The 17443-nt window shown below is 71.3% G+C and carries 16 protein-coding genes; 12 read left to right on the top strand and 4 right to left on the bottom strand.

The window, feature by feature from the left end; translation table 11 throughout:
- Window position 1 precedes the first annotated feature (1 nt).
- The 4 genes from ACWGDB_RS22310 to ACWGDB_RS22295 all read left to right on the top strand — a co-directional run bounded on the left by ACWGDB_RS22310 (window position 2) and on the right by ACWGDB_RS22295 (window position 3772).
- On the top strand, window positions 2–1540 hold the full coding sequence (locus ACWGDB_RS22310) for an ATP-dependent DNA ligase (protein ID WP_453823994.1): 1539 nt from the start codon (window positions 2–4) through the stop codon (window positions 1538–1540).
- Between the two features lie 16 nt (window positions 1541–1556).
- Window positions 1557–2039 (top strand): NUDIX domain-containing protein, encoded by a 483-nt coding sequence (locus ACWGDB_RS22305; RefSeq protein ID WP_453823993.1) that lies wholly within the window; start codon window positions 1557–1559, stop codon window positions 2037–2039.
- Window positions 2040–2115: 76 nt separating this feature from the next.
- A complete protein-coding gene (locus ACWGDB_RS22300; RefSeq protein WP_453823992.1) occupies window positions 2116–3510 on the top strand; it encodes an NADP-dependent succinic semialdehyde dehydrogenase in 1395 nt (464 codons plus the stop codon).
- A 25-nt stretch (window positions 3511–3535) separates the two neighbouring features.
- On the top strand, window positions 3536–3772 hold the full coding sequence (locus ACWGDB_RS22295; protein WP_328429254.1) for a DUF6213 family protein: 237 nt from the start codon (window positions 3536–3538) through the stop codon (window positions 3770–3772).
- 45 nt (window positions 3773–3817) lie between these two features.
- Here ACWGDB_RS22295 and ACWGDB_RS22290 read toward each other — a convergent pair whose 3' ends face one another.
- A complete protein-coding gene (locus ACWGDB_RS22290) occupies window positions 3818–5044 on the bottom strand; it encodes an acyl-CoA dehydrogenase family protein (protein WP_453823991.1) in 1227 nt (408 codons plus the stop codon).
- A gap of 180 nt (window positions 5045–5224) precedes the next feature.
- Between ACWGDB_RS22290 and ACWGDB_RS22285 the strand changes: the two genes are divergently transcribed.
- Window positions 5225–5869, top strand: coding sequence for a TetR family transcriptional regulator (locus tag ACWGDB_RS22285; RefSeq protein WP_383599252.1), 645 nt, complete (start codon window positions 5225–5227; stop codon window positions 5867–5869).
- Between the two features lie 6 nt (window positions 5870–5875).
- On the opposite strand, the gene def is transcribed toward ACWGDB_RS22285, so the two are convergent.
- Window positions 5876–6430, bottom strand: a complete 555-nt coding sequence (def, locus tag ACWGDB_RS22280; RefSeq protein WP_453823990.1) for a peptide deformylase — start codon at window positions 6428–6430, stop codon at window positions 5876–5878.
- Between the two features lie 111 nt (window positions 6431–6541).
- Between def and ACWGDB_RS22275 the strand changes: the two genes are divergently transcribed.
- The 7 genes from ACWGDB_RS22275 (at window position 6542) to ACWGDB_RS22245 (ending at window position 14458) form a co-directional block, all read left to right on the top strand.
- Window positions 6542–7780, top strand: coding sequence for a MurT ligase domain-containing protein (locus ACWGDB_RS22275; protein ID WP_328429250.1), 1239 nt, complete (start codon window positions 6542–6544; stop codon window positions 7778–7780).
- 34 nt (window positions 7781–7814) lie between these two features.
- Window positions 7815–8543 carry a type 1 glutamine amidotransferase gene (locus ACWGDB_RS22270; protein ID WP_453823989.1) on the top strand — a complete coding sequence of 243 codons (729 nt, stop codon included), beginning with the start codon at window positions 7815–7817 and terminating at the stop codon, window positions 8541–8543.
- A gap of 202 nt (window positions 8544–8745) precedes the next feature.
- Window positions 8746–9771, top strand: a complete 1026-nt coding sequence (locus ACWGDB_RS22265; RefSeq protein ID WP_453823988.1) for a 6-phosphofructokinase — start codon at window positions 8746–8748, stop codon at window positions 9769–9771.
- A 108-nt stretch (window positions 9772–9879) separates the two neighbouring features.
- Entirely contained in the window at window positions 9880–10830 is a 951-nt protein-coding gene (locus tag ACWGDB_RS22260) for a cytochrome c oxidase assembly protein (protein WP_453823987.1), read from the top strand.
- Window positions 10831–11011: 181 nt separating this feature from the next.
- Entirely contained in the window at window positions 11012–12340 is a 1329-nt protein-coding gene (locus ACWGDB_RS22255; protein WP_453823986.1) for a DUF6777 domain-containing protein, read from the top strand.
- Between the two features lie 39 nt (window positions 12341–12379).
- Window positions 12380–14275 (top strand): protein kinase domain-containing protein, encoded by a 1896-nt coding sequence (locus ACWGDB_RS22250; protein ID WP_453823985.1) that lies wholly within the window; start codon window positions 12380–12382, stop codon window positions 14273–14275.
- Window positions 14276–14287: 12 nt separating this feature from the next.
- A complete protein-coding gene (locus ACWGDB_RS22245) occupies window positions 14288–14458 on the top strand; it encodes a hypothetical protein (RefSeq protein ID WP_328429244.1) in 171 nt (56 codons plus the stop codon).
- 3 nt (window positions 14459–14461) lie between these two features.
- Here the strand turns inward: ACWGDB_RS22245 and ACWGDB_RS22240 are convergent, their stop codons facing one another.
- Together ACWGDB_RS22240 and ACWGDB_RS22235 are read right to left on the bottom strand one after the other, a co-directional pair.
- Window positions 14462–15676: a sensor histidine kinase gene (locus tag ACWGDB_RS22240; protein ID WP_453823984.1), complete on the bottom strand. Its 1215-nt coding sequence runs from the start codon at window positions 15674–15676 to the stop codon at window positions 14462–14464.
- 37 nt (window positions 15677–15713) lie between these two features.
- On the bottom strand, window positions 15714–17426 hold the full coding sequence (locus ACWGDB_RS22235; RefSeq protein WP_453823983.1) for a sodium/solute symporter: 1713 nt from the start codon (window positions 17424–17426) through the stop codon (window positions 15714–15716).
- Between the last annotated feature and the right edge of the window lie 17 nt (window positions 17427–17443).

The following is a 17443-nucleotide window of genomic DNA, read 5'->3' as shown; positions in this document are numbered from 1 at the left end:
CATGCTGCTGACCCGGCTGGCCCAGGTGTCCCAGGAGGTCGCCGCGACCTCGGCGCGGTCCCGGAAGATCGCTCTGCTCGCGGAGCTGTTCCGGGACGCCGAGGCGGACGACGTACCGATCGTCATCCCGTATCTGGCGGGACGGCTGCCGCAGGGGCGGCTCGGCATCGGCTGGAAGGTGCTGAGCCGGCCGGTCGCCCCGGCCGCCGAGCCCACGCTCACGGTGCGCGAGGTGGACGCCCGGCTGACCGGGCTCGGCAAGGTCACCGGCACCGGTTCGCAGGCCGAACGGGGCCGTCTGGTCGGCGAGTTGATGGGCACGGCCACCGAGCACGAGCAGCGCTTCCTGTTCGGGCTGATCACGGGCGAGGTGCGGCAGGGCGCGCTGGACGCCGTGGCGGTGGAAGGGCTGGCACAGGCGACCGGGGCGCCGTCGGCGGACGTGCGGCGGGCGGTGATGCTCGCCGGGTCGCTCCAGACGGTGGCCGAGGCCCTGCTCGCGGACGGCCCCGCCGCCCTCGAACGCTTCCGGCTCACCGTCGGCCGCCCGGTCCTGCCGATGCTGGCGCACAGCGCCTCCTCGGTGGCCGAGGCGGTCGGCAAGCTCGGCGCCTGCGTGGTCGAGGAGAAGCTGGACGGCATCCGCGTCCAGGTCCACCGCGACGGCGATGCCGTACGGATCTACACCCGCACCCTGGACGACATCACCGACCGGCTCCCCGAACTGACCGCGACCGCAAGGGAGTTGAGAGGCGATCGTTTCATCCTGGACGGGGAGGTCATCGCCTTCGACGACCGGGGCCGCCCCCGTTCCTTCCAGGAGACCGCCGGCCGCGTCGGCTCCCGCGTGGACGTGGCGACGGCGGCCAGGGAGGTCCCCGTCTCCCCCGTCTTCTTCGACGCCCTGTCCGTCGACGACCGCGACCTGCTCGACCTGCCGTTCGCCGACCGGCACGCGGAACTGGCCCGGCTGGTCCCCGAGCCGATGCGCGTCCGCCGCAGCCCGGTGTCCGGGCCCGAGGACCTCACCCGGGCCGAGGACTTCCTCACCGAGACCCTCGGGCGCGGCCACGAGGGCGTCGTCGTCAAGGCGCTCGACGCCCCCTACAGCGCGGGCCGGCGCGGCGCCTCCTGGCTGAAGGTCAAGCCCGTGCACACCCTCGACCTGGTCGTGCTGGCCGCCGAATGGGGCCACGGCCGCAGGACCGGCAAGCTCTCCAACCTCCACCTGGGCGCCCGCACGGCGGACGGCTCCTTCGCCATGCTCGGCAAGACCTTCAAGGGCATGACCGACACGATGCTGACCTGGCAGACCGGACGGCTCCAGGAACTCGCCGTGGAACACCAGGGCTGGGGGGTGACGGTCCGCCCCGAGTTGGTCGTCGAGATCGCCTACGACGGCCTGCAGCGCTCCACCCGCTACCCGTCCGGCGTGACACTCCGCTTCGCGCGCGTGGTCCGCTACCGCGAGGACAAACGCCCCGCGGAGGCCGACACGGTCGAGACCCTGCTCGCCGCCCACCCGGACGTGAAGCCGTGACCACGGAGGTGACACCGTGACGCCGTCCGGCGAGAAGCGCGAGAAGCGCAGCGCGGGCCTGCTGCTGTTCCGCCACACCGATGACGGTCTGGAAGTGTTGCTCGGCCATATGGGCGGCCCCTTCTTCGCCAAGCGCGACGCCGGGGCGTGGACGGTCCCGAAGGGCGAGTACGAAGCCGACGAGCCCGCCTGGGACGCGGCCCGCCGCGAGTTCCAGGAGGAGCTGGGGCTGGCGCCGCCCGACGGGGAGGCCGTACCCCTGGGCGAGGTGAAGCAGTCGGGCGGAAAGATCGTCACGGTGTGGGCGGTCGCGGCCGACCTCGACCCGGCGACGGTCGTCCCCGGCACGTTCGTGATGGAGTGGCCGCCGCACTCGGGACGGACCCAGGAGTTCCCGGAGCTCGACCGGGTGGCATGGCTGGGCGTCGACCGGGCGCGCGAGGTCATCGTGAAGGCCCAGGCCACGTTTCTCGACCGGCTGGCGGAGCACTCGGCCTGAGCGGCCGTACACGCGTTGCGGTGGCCACCGCCGCGCGGGAAGGTCGAAGCATCAGCCCGCTCCCAGGAGGTCGGTCATGGCCATCGCGACGGTGAACCCGGCGAACGGCGAGACGCTCAAGACGTACGAGGCCATGGGTGCCGAGGAGATCGAGCGCAGGCTCCAGCTCGCCGAGGCCACGTTCCGCACGTACCGGACGACCAGCTTCACCGACCGGGCTCGCCTGCTGGTCCAGGCCGCGGGTCTCCTGGAGGGGGATCAGGACGACATCGCCAGGACGATGACCACCGAGATGGGCAAGCCCGTCAAGCAGTCGCGCGCGGAGGTCGCCAAGTGCGCCAAGGCGATGCGCTGGTACGCCGACCGTGCCGAGGAACTGCTCGCCGACGAGGAGCCGCCCGAGTCCGACGTGAAGGACTCCGGCGCCTCGCGGGTCAGGGTCCGCTACCGGCCGCTGGGTCCGGTGCTCGCGGTGATGCCGTGGAACTTTCCGCTCTGGCAGGTGATCCGCTTCGCGGCCCCGGCGCTGATGGCGGGCAATGTCGGCCTCCTCAAGCACGCCTCGAACGTCCCCCAGACCGCCCTCTACCTGGAGGACCTGTTCCACCGCGCGGGCTACACGGAAGGCTGCTTCCAGACCCTGCTCGTCGGCTCCGGGCAGGTCGACGAGATCCTGCGCGACGACCGCGTCAAGGCGGCCACCCTCACCGGCAGCGAGCCGGCCGGCCGCGCGGTGGCCGCCACCTGCGGGGAGATGATCAAGAAGACGGTGCTGGAACTGGGCGGCAGCGACCCGTACGTGGTCATGCCGTCGGCCGACGTCGACCGCGCCGCGCAGGTCGCGGTGACCGCGCGCGTGCAGAACACCGGTCAGTCGTGCATCGCCGCCAAGCGGTTCATCGTGCACACGGACGTCTACGAGGCGTTCGCGGAGCGGTTCGTGGAGGGCATGAAGGCGCTGGTGGTCGGCGACCCGATGCAGGAGGAGACGGAGGTCGGCCCGCTGTCCAGCGAACGGGGCCGGGACGACCTGGAGGAGCTCGTCGACGACGCCCGGCGCAGCGGAGCGGCCGTGCTGTGCGGCGGTCACCAGCTCCGCCGGCCCGAACTGCCCGGCTGGTACTACGCGCCCACCGTGCTCGCCGGCATCACCCGCGAGATGCGGATCCACCGCGAGGAGGCGTTCGGGCCGGTCGCCACGCTGTACCGGGCCGACGACCTGGACGAGGCGGTACTGATCGCCAACGACTCACCGTTCGGACTGAGTTCGAACGTGTGGACCCGCGACGAGGCCGAGGTCGACCGGTTCGTACGGGATCTGGAGGCCGGAAGCGTGTACGTCAACGGGATGACGGCGTCCCATCCGGCGTTCCCGTTCGGCGGAGTGAAGCGGTCCGGATACGGGCGTGAGCTGTCCGGGCACGGAATCCGCGAGTTCTGCAACATCACCACGGTTTGGCAGGGTGCGTGAGCACCGCGCGACTACGATCCCGGGTGTGAACCGCGAAGTTACTCTGCCGCTGATCGTCGATGACCGCGGGACCTTGCAGGTGGCTGCGTCCGATGTGAGCAAGCTGCTGCGCACGGTGGGTGGTCGGTGGCTGCACCTTGTCGAGGCCGGCGAGGACGGGCTCGACGAGGACACGGTGGCCGCGCTGACCATCGAGCTGGCGAAGCTCGCGGATCGCATCGACGTGGCGTGCATCGCGCACAGCAGCGGCACCGCACCGTAGAAGAGCGCCGCAGGGCGCGAGGGCACCCTGCGGCAAACCTCTGCGCTACCGAATCGACATGCCCGACAACGTACGGGCGATCACCAGCCGCTGGATCTCGCTCGTGCCCTCGAAGATCGTGTAGATCGCGCTGTCCCGGTGCATCCGCTCCACCGGGTACTCCCGGGTGTAGCCGTTGCCTCCGAGGATCTGTATGGCCTGCGCCGTGACCTTCTTCGACGTCTCGCTCGCGAACAGCTTCGACATCGACCCCTCGGCCGCCGTGAACGGCTTCCCGTTCACCGCCATCCAGGAGGCACGCCACACCAGCAGCCGCGCGGCGTCGATCTGCGTCGCCATCTCGGCCAGCTGGAACGCCACACCCTGGTTGTCGATGATCGGCCGCCCGAACTGCTCACGCGTCATCGCGTAGTCGAGGGCGACCTCGTACGCGGCACGGGCCGTGCCCACGGCCATCGCGCCGACGGCCGGCCGCGAGGCCTCGAACGTGGCCATCGCGGCGTTCTTCACGCGCTCGCCGCCCGCCTTGGCCCGCTCGCGAGCCCGCGCCAGGCGCTCGTCCAGCTTCTCCTTGCCGCCCAGCAGGCAGGAGCCCGGCACCCGCACGTTGTCCAGGATGACCTCGGCGGTGTGCGAGGCGCGGATGCCGTGCTTCTTGAACTTCTGGCCCTGGGCCAGGCCCGGCGTGTTCGGCGGGACGATGAAGGACGCGTGCCCCTTGGAACCCAGGTCCGCATCGACGACCGCGACGACCACGTGGACGTTGGCGATGCCGCCGTTGGTCGCCCAGGTCTTCGTGCCGTTGATCACCCACTCGTCCTTGGCCTCGTCGTAGACGGCACGGGTGCGCATCGAGGCCACGTCGGAGCCGGCGTCGGGCTCGGAGGAGCAGAACGCGGCAAGCTTGACATCGTTGGCATCGCCGTACATCTGGGGCACCCAGGTGCCGATCTGCTCCTCGGTGCCGTTCGCGAGGACGCCGACGGCGGCGAGGCCGGTGCCGACGATCGACAGGGCGATGCCCGCGTCACCCCAGAACAGCTCCTCCATCGCCATGGGGATGCCGAGACCGGTCTGGTCGAAGTACTGCTGGGCGTAGAAGTCGAGCGAGTAGATGCCGACCTTCGCGGCCTCCTGGATGACCGGCCAGGGAGTCTCCTCACGCTCGTCCCATTCGGCGGCCGCGGGGCGGATCACATCGGCCGCGAAGCCGTGCAGCCAGTCCCGGACCTCCTTCTGTTCGTCGTTGAGCTCCATGGTGAACTCGGCCATGTCCCCTCCAGCGGCGTACGTGCATGCTTGATGCTTGTTACTAGCGGTAACCTTAGTTTGTTACTCGCGGGTAGATAAAGTCAACCCGCGATGCCCGGTCGGCAGTCCGTTCGATGGTCGCGGCTGGTTGAGTGTTAGTTTGCGCATGCGTCATCGATTCACCACGGGTGGGGAGAGCTCATGGACACCACGCAGCGGACCGAGCAACAGCGGTCCGCCGACCGCCGTCGGCGCGAGCTGCTGGAGGCCGCCGACAGAGTGGTGCTTCGCGACGGCCCGCAGGCCTCGATGAACGCGATCGCGGCCGAGGCGGGGATCACGAAGCCGATTCTGTACCGGCACTTCGGTGACAAGGGCGGACTCTACGCGGCGTTGGCCATGAGGCACACGGACGCGCTGCTCGACTCGCTGCGGGCGGCGCTGGACGCCCCCGCGGACCGGCGTGAGCGCGTCGAGGCCACCTTGGACACGTACCTCGCGGCGATCGAGGCGCGGCCTCAGGTGTACCGGTTCCTGATGCATCCGGCGGAGGGGGGCCAGCCCGGCGACCCCGGCTTCGACGTCGGCAAGCACTCCGCGCCGCTGCTGCGCAGGATGGGCGAGGAACTGGCCACCGTCATCGAGGAACGGTTGGACCTCGGGCCCGGCAGTCAGCAGCTGGCCCGGGTGTGGGGGCACGGGATCGTCGGGATGATGCATGCCGCGGGTGACTGGTGGCTCGGGGAACGACCCTGCTCGCGGGCGGAGTTGGTGCGCAGCCTGGCCGACCTGCTGTGGGGACGGTTGGCTGCCGCCGGGGACAGGATGGGCGGCCCGGGGTTCTGACGGTGCCTAGGCGGGCGGCGTCGGCCTGTACCAAGAGGCTCGGGACACCTGTCGCATCAGGCGTCTGCGGCGCCGGCCCGTTACGCGGTCCGCGTACAGCGTGCCGTCCAAGTGGTCGTGCTCGTGCTGCAGGCAGCGTGCGAAGAACCCCGTGCCGTGGATCGTCACCGGCTCGCCCGTCATCGTGAAACCCTCGACCACCGCGTGGTCGTACCGCTCCGTGCCCGCCTCCAGGCCCGGCAGGGACAGGCAGCCCTCCGGGCCGCGCAGCACCACGCCGTCCGCTTCCACGAGCCGTGGGTTCACCACATGCCCGAGGTGCCGGACGTCCTCGTCGTCCGGGCAGTCGTACACGAACACCCGCAGCGGCTCGCCGATCTGGTTCGCGGCGAGGCCCACGCCACGCGCCGCGTACATCGTCGCGAACAAGTCCTCCACCAGCGTCGCCAATTCGGGACCGAAGTCGGTGACATCCTTGCAGGGTGCCTGCAGCACCGGGTCGCCGAGCACGGTGAGGGGACGGACGCGCCCGCGCGCGCCCGGAATGGAGCCGTTTCGCATGGCCGCAAGGGTACGGCGATTCGGGAGTGCGAATGGATCTCGATAGGCTGACCACCACCACGTTGCCGTCAGGCAGAGGCGCGGCGCGTACGCAAGGAGGATCGAGGACTGATGTCAGGCAACTCGGACCCGCTTTCGCCGCGGGCCAAGCTGGCCGTGACCGCGGGCAAGGCGGTCGCGGCGGCATCGCGTGCCGCGGGGCGCGGTAGCGGTTCGGTGATCGGCGGCCGGGTGGCACTCAAGCTCGACCCCGACCTCCTCGCCCGGCTCGCGCAGAACCTGGACGTGGTCCTGGTGTCGGCGACCAACGGCAAGACCACGACCACCCGGCTCATCGCGGAGGCCCTGCGGGCCGCCGGGCCGGTCGTCTCCAACGCCCTGGGCGCCAACATGCCCGCCGGCATCACCTCGGCGCTCGCGGGCAGCTCGGAGGCTCGCTACGGCGTCATCGAGGTCGACGAGAAGTACCTCGCCGGGGTCGCCCGGGACACCGACCCCAAGTGCATCGCGCTCCTCAACCTCTCCCGCGACCAGCTGGACCGCGCCGCCGAGACCCGCATGCTCGCCGAGAACTGGCGCGAGGGGCTCGCCGGCTCGAAGGCCGTGATCATCGCCAACGCCGACGACCCGCTGGTCGTGTGGGCGGCCTCCTCGTCCCCGAATGTGATCTGGGTCGCCGCCGGGCAGATGTGGAAGGACGACGCCTGGTCCTGCCCGTCGTGCGGTGGTGTGATGCAGCGGCCGGGCGACGACTGGTTCTGCGGTGAGTGCGGCTTCCGGCGGCCCACGCCGAGCTGGGCACTGTCCGGTGATCACGTCCTGGACCCGCACGGGTCGGCCTGGCCCATTCACCTCCAGCTGCCCGGGCGTGCCAACAAGGCCAACGCCGCCTCCTCCGCCGCCGTGGCCGCCGTGTTCGGAGTGCCGCCGCAGGTCGCCCTGGAACGCATGTACCAGGTGCAGGCCGTCGCGGGGCGCTATGACGTCGTGCAGTTCGAGGGGCGGGACCTGCGGCTGCTGCTCGCCAAGAACCCGGCCGGCTGGCTGGAGACGTTCTCCCTCATCGACCCGCCGCCGACCCCGGTGATCCTCTCCGTGAACGCGCGCGGCGCCGACGGCACCGACACCTCCTGGCTGTGGGACGTCGACTACACGCGGCTGACCGGGCACCCGATCTGTGTCGTCGGCGACCGCAGGCTCGACCTGGCGGTGCGACTGGAGGTCGCGAACCAGCAGTTCCAGGTCTGCGACACCCTCGACCAGGCCGTGCAGCTGTGCCCGCCGGGCCGGATCGAGGTCATCGCGAACTACACCGCGTTCCAGGACCTGCGCCGCCGCGTCGGCAACTGACGTACTCGGACGTACTCACAAGGACAGTGACTTCATGAGCGACAACAGTCTGCGGGTCGTCTGGATCTACCCGGACCTGCTCAGCACGTACGGCGACCAGGGCAACGTCCTCGTCGTGGAGCGCCGGGCGCGGCAGCGCGGCCTGGACGTGGCCCGTCTCGACGTGCGCAGCGACCAGCCGATCCCGACCTCCGGCGACATCTACCTGATCGGCGGCGGCGAGGACCGGCCGCAGCGGCTGGCGGCCGAGCGGCTGCGCCGGGACGGCGGTCTGCAGCGGGCCGTCGAGAACGGCGCCATCGTGTTCTCGGTGTGCGCGGGCTACCAGATCCTCGGCCACGAGTTCATCAACGACCTCGGCCAGCGCGAGCCGGGTCTCGGCCTGATCGACGTGGTGTCCGTGCGCGGTGAAGGGGCCCGGTGCGTCGGTGACGTGCTCGGCGACATCGACCCGCGCCTCGGTCTGCCCCCGCTGACCGGCTTCGAGAACCACCAGGGCGTCACCCACCTCGGCCCCACCGCCCGCCCCCTCGCCAAGGTCCGCTTCGGCAACGGCAACGGCACGGGCGACGGTACGGAGGGTGCTTACAACGACACCGTCTTCGGTACGTACATGCACGGCCCGGTGCTCGCCCGGAACCCGCTGATCGCCGACCTGCTGCTGAAGCTCGCGCTCGACGTGAACGCGCTGCCGCCGACCGACGACCGCTGGTACGAGGCGCTGCGCGGCGAGCGCATCGCGGCCGCGCAGCAGCCCGCCTGACGGTTCGGGTACCCGGGGCGTACACCTGGGTGCCGGCCTGCTGTCACGAGCCCGTCTGACGGTGCGTCCGCACAGGTGAGCGGGGCCGTCCAGCAGGCGGACGCATGGTTCGGCCCCGCCCCCTGATGCCGCTAGGGTGGCGGGGATTCGAGCCGGACAGCGTGGTCCGGTCCCGGCCCACGTTGAGAAGGTTTTTCGGGCTATGCGCATTGGTGTCCTCACGTCCGGCGGCGACTGCCCCGGCCTGAACGCCGTCATCCGGTCCGTCGTGCACCGCGCCGTCGTCGACCACGGCGACGAGGTCATCGGCTTCCGGGACGGCTGGAAGGGCCTCCTGGAGTGCGACTACCTCAAGCTCGACCTCGACGCGGTGAGCGGCATCCTGGCTCGCGGCGGCACGATTCTCGGCTCCTCCCGGGTCCAGCCCTCCCATCTGCGGGACGGCGTGGAGCGGGCGAAGGGCCACCTCGAGGAGCTCGGCCTCGACGCGATCATCCCGATCGGCGGCGAGGGCACGCTGAAGGCGGCCCGGCTGATGTCGGACAGCGGTCTGCCCGTCGTGGGTGTGCCGAAGACCATCGACAACGACATCGCGGTCACGGACGTCACCTTCGGCTTCGACACGGCCGTCGGCGTTGCGACCGAGGCCCTGGACCGGCTCAAGACCACCGCCGAGTCCCACCAGCGGGTGCTCGTGGTCGAGGTCATGGGCCGGCACACCGGCTGGATCGCGCTGCACTCCGGCATGGCGGCCGGTGCGCACGCCATCGTGGTGCCGGAACGGTCCTTCGACATCGAGGAGTTGACCCGGGTCGTCGGCGCGCGGTTCGAGGCGGGCAAGCGCTTCGCGATCGTCGTGGCGGCCGAGGGGGCCAAGCCGAGGCCCGGCTCCATGGAGTTCGACGAGGGCGGCAAGGACATCTACGGGCATGAGCGGTTCGCCGGGATCGCCCGTCAGCTGTCCATCGAGCTGGAGGGGCGCCTGGGCAAGGAGGCTCGGCCGGTGATCCTCGGACATGTGCAGCGTGGTGGTACACCCACCGCGTACGACCGGGTGCTCGCGACGCGGTTCGGGTGGCACGCGGTGGAGGCCGTGCACCGCGGCGAGTTCGGCAAGATGACGGCACTGCGCGGCACCGACATCGTGATGGTGTCGCTGGCGGAGGCCGTGGAGACGCTGAAGACCGTGCCGGAGGACCGGTACGAAGAGGCTGAGTGCGTGCTGTAGCTCCGGTTCGCCCTGGAACGGATGCCCCCGGTCGCAATGCCGACCGGGGGCAGTTCTAGTCTGTGTGCGGACAGACTTGCACAACCCCCACGAAACAGGAGCCGGCGGATGGATCACAGCGGGCACGGCATGATGATGGATCTGCCGCCGTTCACGCTGGGGCGGGGGCTCACGTGGTCCGCGGACCCGTTCTTCCTCGTCGCCTGTCTGGTGGGGCTCGCCCTGTACGCGTGGGGTGTCGTGCGGCTCGCGCGGCGCGGGGACAAGTGGCCCGTGGGGCGGACCGTGTCGTACGTCGCCGGGGTGCTGTCCGTGATGCTCGTCATGTGCACCGGGCTGAATGACTACGGGATGGTCATGTTCAGCGTGCACATGGTGCAGCACATGGTGATCAGCATGCTGTCGCCGATTCTCCTCCTGCTCGGTGCGCCGATGACGCTGGCGTTGCGTGCGATGCCGCCGGCGGGGCGGGGGCGCAAGGGGCCGCGGGAATTGCTGCTGGCCCTGCTGCACAGCCGGTACATGCGGATCATCACGCATCCGGCGTTCACCATTCCGCTGTTCATCGCCAGCCTCTACGCGCTGTACTTCACCCCGATGTTCGACTTCCTGATGGGCTCCAAGACGGGCCACATCGCGATGATGGTGCACTTCCTCGCCGTGGGTGTGGTGTTCTTCTGGCCGATCATCGGCGTGGATCCCGGTCCGCACCGGCCGGGGTATCTGATGCGGATGCTGGAGCTGTTCGCGGGAATGCCGTTCCACGCGTTCTTCGGCATCGCCTTGATGATGGCGTCGGAGCCGATGGTCGAGACGTTCAAGAACCCGCCCGCCTCACTCGGCATCGACGCGCTCTCCGACCAGAACGCGGCCGGCGGCATCGCCTGGGCGTTCAGTGAGATTCCGTCCGTGCTGGTGCTGATCGCGCTGCTGTTCCAGTGGTACGGCTCCGAGCAGCGGCAGGCCAAGCGCAAGGACCGGGCCGCCGACCGGGACGGCGACAAGGAACTCGAGGCGTACAACGCCTATTTGGCCTCATTGAACGCACGCGGGAACTGAGGAAACCGAAAGGCTTCGCCTTTCAGTAGCATGAAGCGCGTCGGGGGAACCGCCGGGGGGAGCGGTAATGGCGTTTCGCGTTTTCGTGCACAGGTCCGAAATAGCGGCGATTCGGAGGATCGCCGTCCTGTTGGTCTTCGTTCTGGCGCTCAGTGGGTGCGGCCGGAACACACCGTTGTCCGTGGTGAAAGCGGTGGCCGCGGGAGTTCCGTCGCTCGCGCCCTTCTTCAACGAGAACCAGGGGCTGGGGCGGGACGCGCAGGTACGGGTGCAGACGGCGCACGGCGGTCTGCAGCAGGGCGACACTCCCGGTCTGTACGGGGGTTCCAAGCAGCCGACGATCTGCGACGTCGCACGGCTGAAGGAGTTCCTCACCGACCCGGCCAATGAGCGCAAGGCGCAGGCCTGGGCAACCGCGCTCTCCCTCTCGACGGCCGAGATCCCGGATTATCTCGGCCGCCTCACACCCGTACTCCTGCGTCACGACACTCTCGTGAAGAACCACGACTACAAAAAGGGAAAAGCCGTCCCCTTCAACGCGCTGCTCCAGACGGGAATCGCGATTCTCGTCGATGAGCGGGGTCTTCCCGCGGTGAAGTGCTCGTGCGGCAATCCGCTGCGGCCCTTCGAGGGCGACACGACGCGGATAAAGGTCGAGTTCGACGACCGCAACGAGGAGTGGAAGGGCTACGAGGAGTCGTCCGTCGTGGCCGTGCGGCCCGCGGCGCGGGAAGTGGAGCAGCTCGCTCTCGTCGACGTCCATGAACCCGACCGGGGCGTCAACCGGCCCGTCGGCACCGCGGGCGAGGAGGACACGACGTTCGACACGCGGGAGCGGCGTGCGGTGCCCGACCTGGCCGGGACGACGTTCGGGCAGGCGAGCCGACGGCTGGCCGGCACGGGGCTGGCGGCCGCCTTCTCCGGCGGAGGGCTGCCGCCCGACAACGCCCGGGTCACGGCGTCGGATCCGCCGGCCGGGACGGAGCTGCGGTTCGGGGAGTACGTGACGTTGAGCGTGGCCGGAGGGGCGACGTCACGTGGCTCGTCGAGTGGGACGTCCACTCCCCCGCGATCGGGGTCGGGGTCGGATCCCGGGTCGACGCGGGATCCGTCGGGCTCCACGCCGTCGACGTCCTCGCCGTCCTCGTCGTCCACGTCCCCGCCGTCCGGCGCGACCTCACCGCCGTCGGCCTCCGGATCCGGCAGCTCCGGACCGAGCAGCCCGGGTCCCACCGGCGGGCCCCCAGCCGCAGGTCCGCCGTCCTCCGCGGCGCCGCCCTCGTCCGTTCCGCCGTCCTCCGATCCGCCGCCCAGTTCGGCGAAGCCCCCCTCGCCCGAGGACCCCACGTCCAGCTCGCCGCCCCCGCCCACGACCGGCTCACCGCCGGAGACCACCGGCTCGCCCCCGACCAGCGCCCCGGTCACCAGCAGCGCACCGCCGTCCGAGACCGGCCGGCCCGCGACGAGCGCCCCGTCCACCGGCGGACCCACCACGGGCACGACCGCCTGACAACCACGCAGCGCACCCGCAGAACCCGGGAGTCACCGGATGCCTTCAGGATCATCGACGTCGGGAGTGGGCCGGGTCGTCGCCGGCCGCTATCTGCTGCTGAACCGGCTCGGCAGCGGCGGTATGGGCCATGTCTGGCTCGCCCACGACCGGAGACTCGCCTGCGAGGTCGCGCTGAAGGAGATCGTGTTCCGGGACCCGGTCGAGGCCGACGAGCGTGAGGCCCGGGTGGCCCGGGCCCGTACGGAGGCCCGGCACGCGGCGGGGCTGCGCGGGCATCCCCATGTGGTGACCGTGCATGACGTGCTGGAGCACGAGGGGCTGCCCTGGATCGTCATGGAGTACGTGACGGGCGCCGTCGATCTGCGTGACCTGATCGATCAGCGCGGCCCGCTGGCGCCCGCCGAGTGCGCCCGCATCGGGCGGGCCGTACTCGACGCCCTGACCGCCGGACACCAGCGGGGCGTCATGCACCGGGACGTGAAACCGGCGAACATCCTGCTGGCTCCGGACCGCACCGGGGCGCCGTACGGGCGGGTGCTGCTCACGGACTACGGCATCTCGGTGCAGCCGGACGCCGGTGAGACGCGGTACACACTGGCGTCCGTGCTCGTGGGCACGGCGGGCTATCTGGCGCCGGAGCGGGTCACGGGCGGGGCGCCGACGCCGGCCACCGATCTGTTCTCGCTGGGCTGCACGCTGTACCACGCCGTCGAGGCCCGGGGACCGTTCGACCGCGAGTCGCATCTGGCCCAGGTTACCGCGGTGGTCATGGAGGAGCCCCCGCCGGCCACGCGGGCCGGTGCGCTGGCGCCTGTGCTGCGGGCGTTGCTGGAGAAGGACCCGGCACTGCGGCTGTCCGCGGTGGAGGCGGAGGCGGCGCTGTCACGGATCGCCACTCCGGAGGTCGACGCGTACGCGCGGACTCAGACCGACCTGGGTTCCCAGCCGCACTGGGGCGGCGCACCGTCGGGGCGCGTGCCCGACGCGGCGCGCTTCGGCTCCCTGCCCCTGTCCGATCCACCCGACGGCCCACCGGGCTTCGGCCCCGCGGCCGGTGCACACGGCGGTCCACAGGGCCTCGTCCCCCGTCCCGGTCCGGACGGGCAGCGCCGAACCCGTCCCCGCATCCTCCACGCGGTCCTCGGCGGCATCCTCGGGCTGGCGCTCGCGGGTGTGGGCGTCTGGTACGCCATGGCCCAGTCGCCGGACACCAAGGGAACCGCCCGGCCGTACGGCGACACCGTCGGACTCGGCAGTGCGCTGAAGGACGGCGACTGCGTGCTCGCCGACTGGCCCGGCACGGCCGCCTTCCGGGGCACACCCCGGCTGAGCCTTGATCCCAGTTGCCGGGAGAAGGTGCCCGACGGGCAGGTGATGGCGTTCGTCGGGGCCGCGTCCGCCGCCGAGGCACGGGAGAAGGGGCCGGGGGCGTGCGAGGAGCGGACGGAGGACGTCCGCGGGCGGCTGGCGGACGTCCGCAGCTTCGCCGTCGTACCGACCGAGGCGGGGTTCGACGCGGCCGGGCGGCGCACCGCCTGTCTGGTGCTGGGCGGGCACGGGCCGGTGTACGGGCCGCTGGGCGGGCATCGGAAGCCGGGCTCGGCCTTCGCCGACACGGCGACCATGCAGCGGCGGGACTGTCTGGACGTGCGCTCCCACCGGGACGCCCGGCTGGTGTCCTGCGCGGACCCACACGACGAGCAGGTGCTCGGGTTCACCCGACTGGGCGCCGACGTCACGCTGACCGAGGCACGCACCGAGTCGGACGCGGCATGCGCCCGCCAGGTGCCGCCGCGCGACTACGGCTTCGATCCTTCCGTCTACACGGCGGGCTCTTGGACGAGCGAGGGGGCCTGGAAGACGGGCACTCATTTCGTCGTGTGCACCGTCAGGAAGCAGAACGGGGGCACCATGGAGGGGGACGAAGCCTAGGAGGGTGTTGCGATGCCCGGTTCTACGGACGGTTCTACCAAGGCGATGGGGGTGGTCACCGTCGGCGGACTCGTCGTGGTGACCGCCTACACGGTGGCGCTCGGGAGCAATGGCTGGCTGTGGTTCGGGTGGGTGGTGCTGGGGCTGATCACGCTGGGGATGGTGGCCAGCCGCGGCAGCTGAGCCTCACTCCCGGGTCAGCCGCCCCGCGGAGTGCACGCCCGGCTGATACTTCGGCAGCCGGGCGGTGATCTTCATGCCCGCTCCCGGGGCGGTCTCGATGACGAGCCCGTAGGCGTCGCCGTACACCTGCCGGAGTCGGTCGTCGACATTGGACAGCCCGATACCGCCCGACGGGCTGACCTCGCCGGCGAGGATGCGGCGCAGCAGGACGGGGTCCATTCCGGCGCCGTCGTCCTCGATGACGACGAGGGCCTCGGCGCCGGCGTCCTGTGCGGTGATGCTGATGTGGCTCTTGCCCGCGGACGCCGCCTTGCCCTCCAGGCCGTGCTTCACGGCGTTCTCGACGAGCGGCTGGAGGCAGAGGAAGGGCAGCGCCACCGGCAGCACCTCGGGGGCGATCTGGAGGGTGACCGTCAGGCGGTCGCCGAAGCGTGCCCGCACGAGCGCCAAGTAGTGGTCGATGGCATGCAGTTCTTCGGCGAGGGTGGTGAAGTCGCCGTGCCTGCGGAAGGAGTAGCGGGTGAAGTCGGCGAACTCCAGGAGCAGTTCGCGGGCGCGCTCGGGGTCGGTGCGGACGAAGCTGGCGATCACCGCGAGCGAGTTGAAGATGAAGTGCGGGGAGATCTGCGCGCGCAGGGCCTTGATCTCGGCCTCGATCAGGCGGGTGCGGGACTGGTCGAGGTCGGCCAGCTCCAGCTGGACCGAGACCCAGCGGGCCACCTCGCCCGCCGCGCGCACCAGCACGGCCGACTCCCGGGGCGCGCAGGCGACGAGGGCGCCGTGGACCCGGTCGTCGACGGTGAGCGGGGCGACCACCGCCCAGCGCACCGGGCAGTCGGGGGTGTCGCAGGTGAGCGGGAAGGCCTCGCCGCGGCCCGACTCCAGGGGGCCGGCGAGGAGTTCCATGATCTCCGTACGGTGATGGCCGCCGATCCCGTCCCAGACCAGGACGTCCTTCTGGTCCGTCAGACACAGCGCGTCCGTGCCGAGCAGTGAGCGAAGTCTGCGGGCCGACTTGCGCGCGGTCTCCTCGGTGAGTCCGGCGCGCAGCGGAGGTGCGGCGAGGGAGGCGGTGTGCAGGGTCTCGAAGGTGGCGTGCTCGACGGGGGTGCCGAGACCGCCGGAGTTCTCGGGGCGGGCGGTGCGCCGGCCGAGCCAGAAGCCCGCGGCGAGCAGCGGGAGGACGGCCACGCACAGGCCCGCGATGAAGCCGCTCATGCCGTCTCCGTTCCGCGCCGTCCGGCGATGAGCTGCGTCATGCCTTCACCTCCGCCCGCAGTTCCTCCGGCAGATGGAACCGCGCCAGGATCGCCGCCGTCCCGGTCGGCACCCGGCTCGGCGTGGCCAGGGAGACCAGCACCATGGTGAGGAAACCCAGCGGCACCGACCAGAGCGCGGGCCAGGCGAGCAGCGCGTGCAGGGCTCCGGAGCCGGGGAAGCCCGCCATCGTCGCCGCGACGGCCAGCAGCGCGGAGCCGCCGCCCACCAGCATCCCGGCGGCCGCGCCGGGCGGGGTCAGCCGTCGCCACCAGATGCCGAGGACGAGCAGCGGGCAGAACGAGGACGCCGACACGGCGAAGGCGAGGCCCACCGCGTCGGCGACGGGGAGCCCGCCGACCAGGGCGCTCGCGCCGAGCGGAACGGCCATGGCGAGGACCGTGCCGAGCCGGAAGTGCCGTACGCCGCGGGACGGGAGGACGTCCTGGGTGAGCACGCCCGCGACGGCCATGGTCAGGCCCGACGCCGTCGACAGGAACGCGGCGAACGCGCCGCCCGCGACCAGCGCGCCGAGCAGGTCGCCGCCGAGACCGCCGATCATCCGCTCGGGCAGCAGCAGGACGGCGGCGTCCGCGTCGCCGGAGAGGGTGAGTTCGGGGGCGTAGAGGCGGCCGAGGGCGCCGTAGACCGGGGGCAGCAGGTAGAAGGCGCCGATCAGGCCGAGCACGGCGACGGTGGTGCGGCGGGCGGCGACGCCGTGCGGGCTGGTGTAGAAGCGGACGACGACGTGCGGCAGGCCCATGGTGCCGAGGAAGGTGGCGAGGATCAGTCCGTACGTGGCGTACAGCGGGCGTTCGCCGCGGCTCTCGGCCTGCGACGGCGACAGGCTGCCGCTGCCGCCGCGGTCGGGGTCGGGGACGGGGGCGCCCTTGTCGAAGGTCAGACGGGTGCCGGCCTCGATGTGGTGGGTGCCGGCGGGGAGTCGGACCTCTTGGTCCTCGTGCGTGCGGCCGTCGACCGTGCCGTTCACGGTGACCGTCAACGGGCTGTCGAGCTTCAGGTCGACGGTGTCGTCCACGCGGACGACGCTCCGTTCGCGGAAGGTCGCCGGTTCGTCGAAGGCGTGGCGGGGGGCGCCGTCGCCCTGCCAGGCGAGGATCAGGAAGAGCGCGGGGACGAGCAGGGCGGTGAGTTTGAGCCAGTACTGGAAGGCCTGCACGAAGGTGATGCTGCGCATGCCGCCGGCGGCGACGATGGCGACCACGACGACCGCGACGATCACGCCGCCGAGCCAGTCGGGCGCGCCCGTGAGCACGGTCAGTGTCAGCCCGGCGCCCTGGAGTTGGGGCAGCAGGTACAGCCAGCCGGTGCCGACGACGAAGGCGCCCGCGAGCCGCCGTACGGCCTGCGAGGAGAGGCGGGCCTCGGCGAAGTCGGGGAGGGTGTAGGCGCCGGAGCGGCGCAGCGGTGCCGCGACGAAGAGCAGCAGGACCAGGTAGCCGGCGGTGTAGCCGACCGGGTACCAGAGCATGTCGGGGCCCTGGACGAGGACCAGGCCCGCGATGCCGAGGAAGGAGGCGGCGGAGAGGTACTCGCCGCTGATCGCGGCGGCGTTGAGGCGCGGGCCGACGGTGCGGGAGGCGACGTAGAAGTCGGACGTGGTGCGGGAGATGCGCAGGCCGAAGGCGCCGACGAGGACGGTCGCGAGGACGACGAGGGCGACGGCGGGGACGGCGTAGCTGGAGTTCACGACCGCATCGGTTCTTT

The organism is Streptomyces sp. NPDC055013 (genome assembly GCF_053608645.1).
The sequence above is the reverse complement of the archived record's forward strand: the minus strand, read 5'-3'. Positions and strand labels throughout refer to the sequence as shown.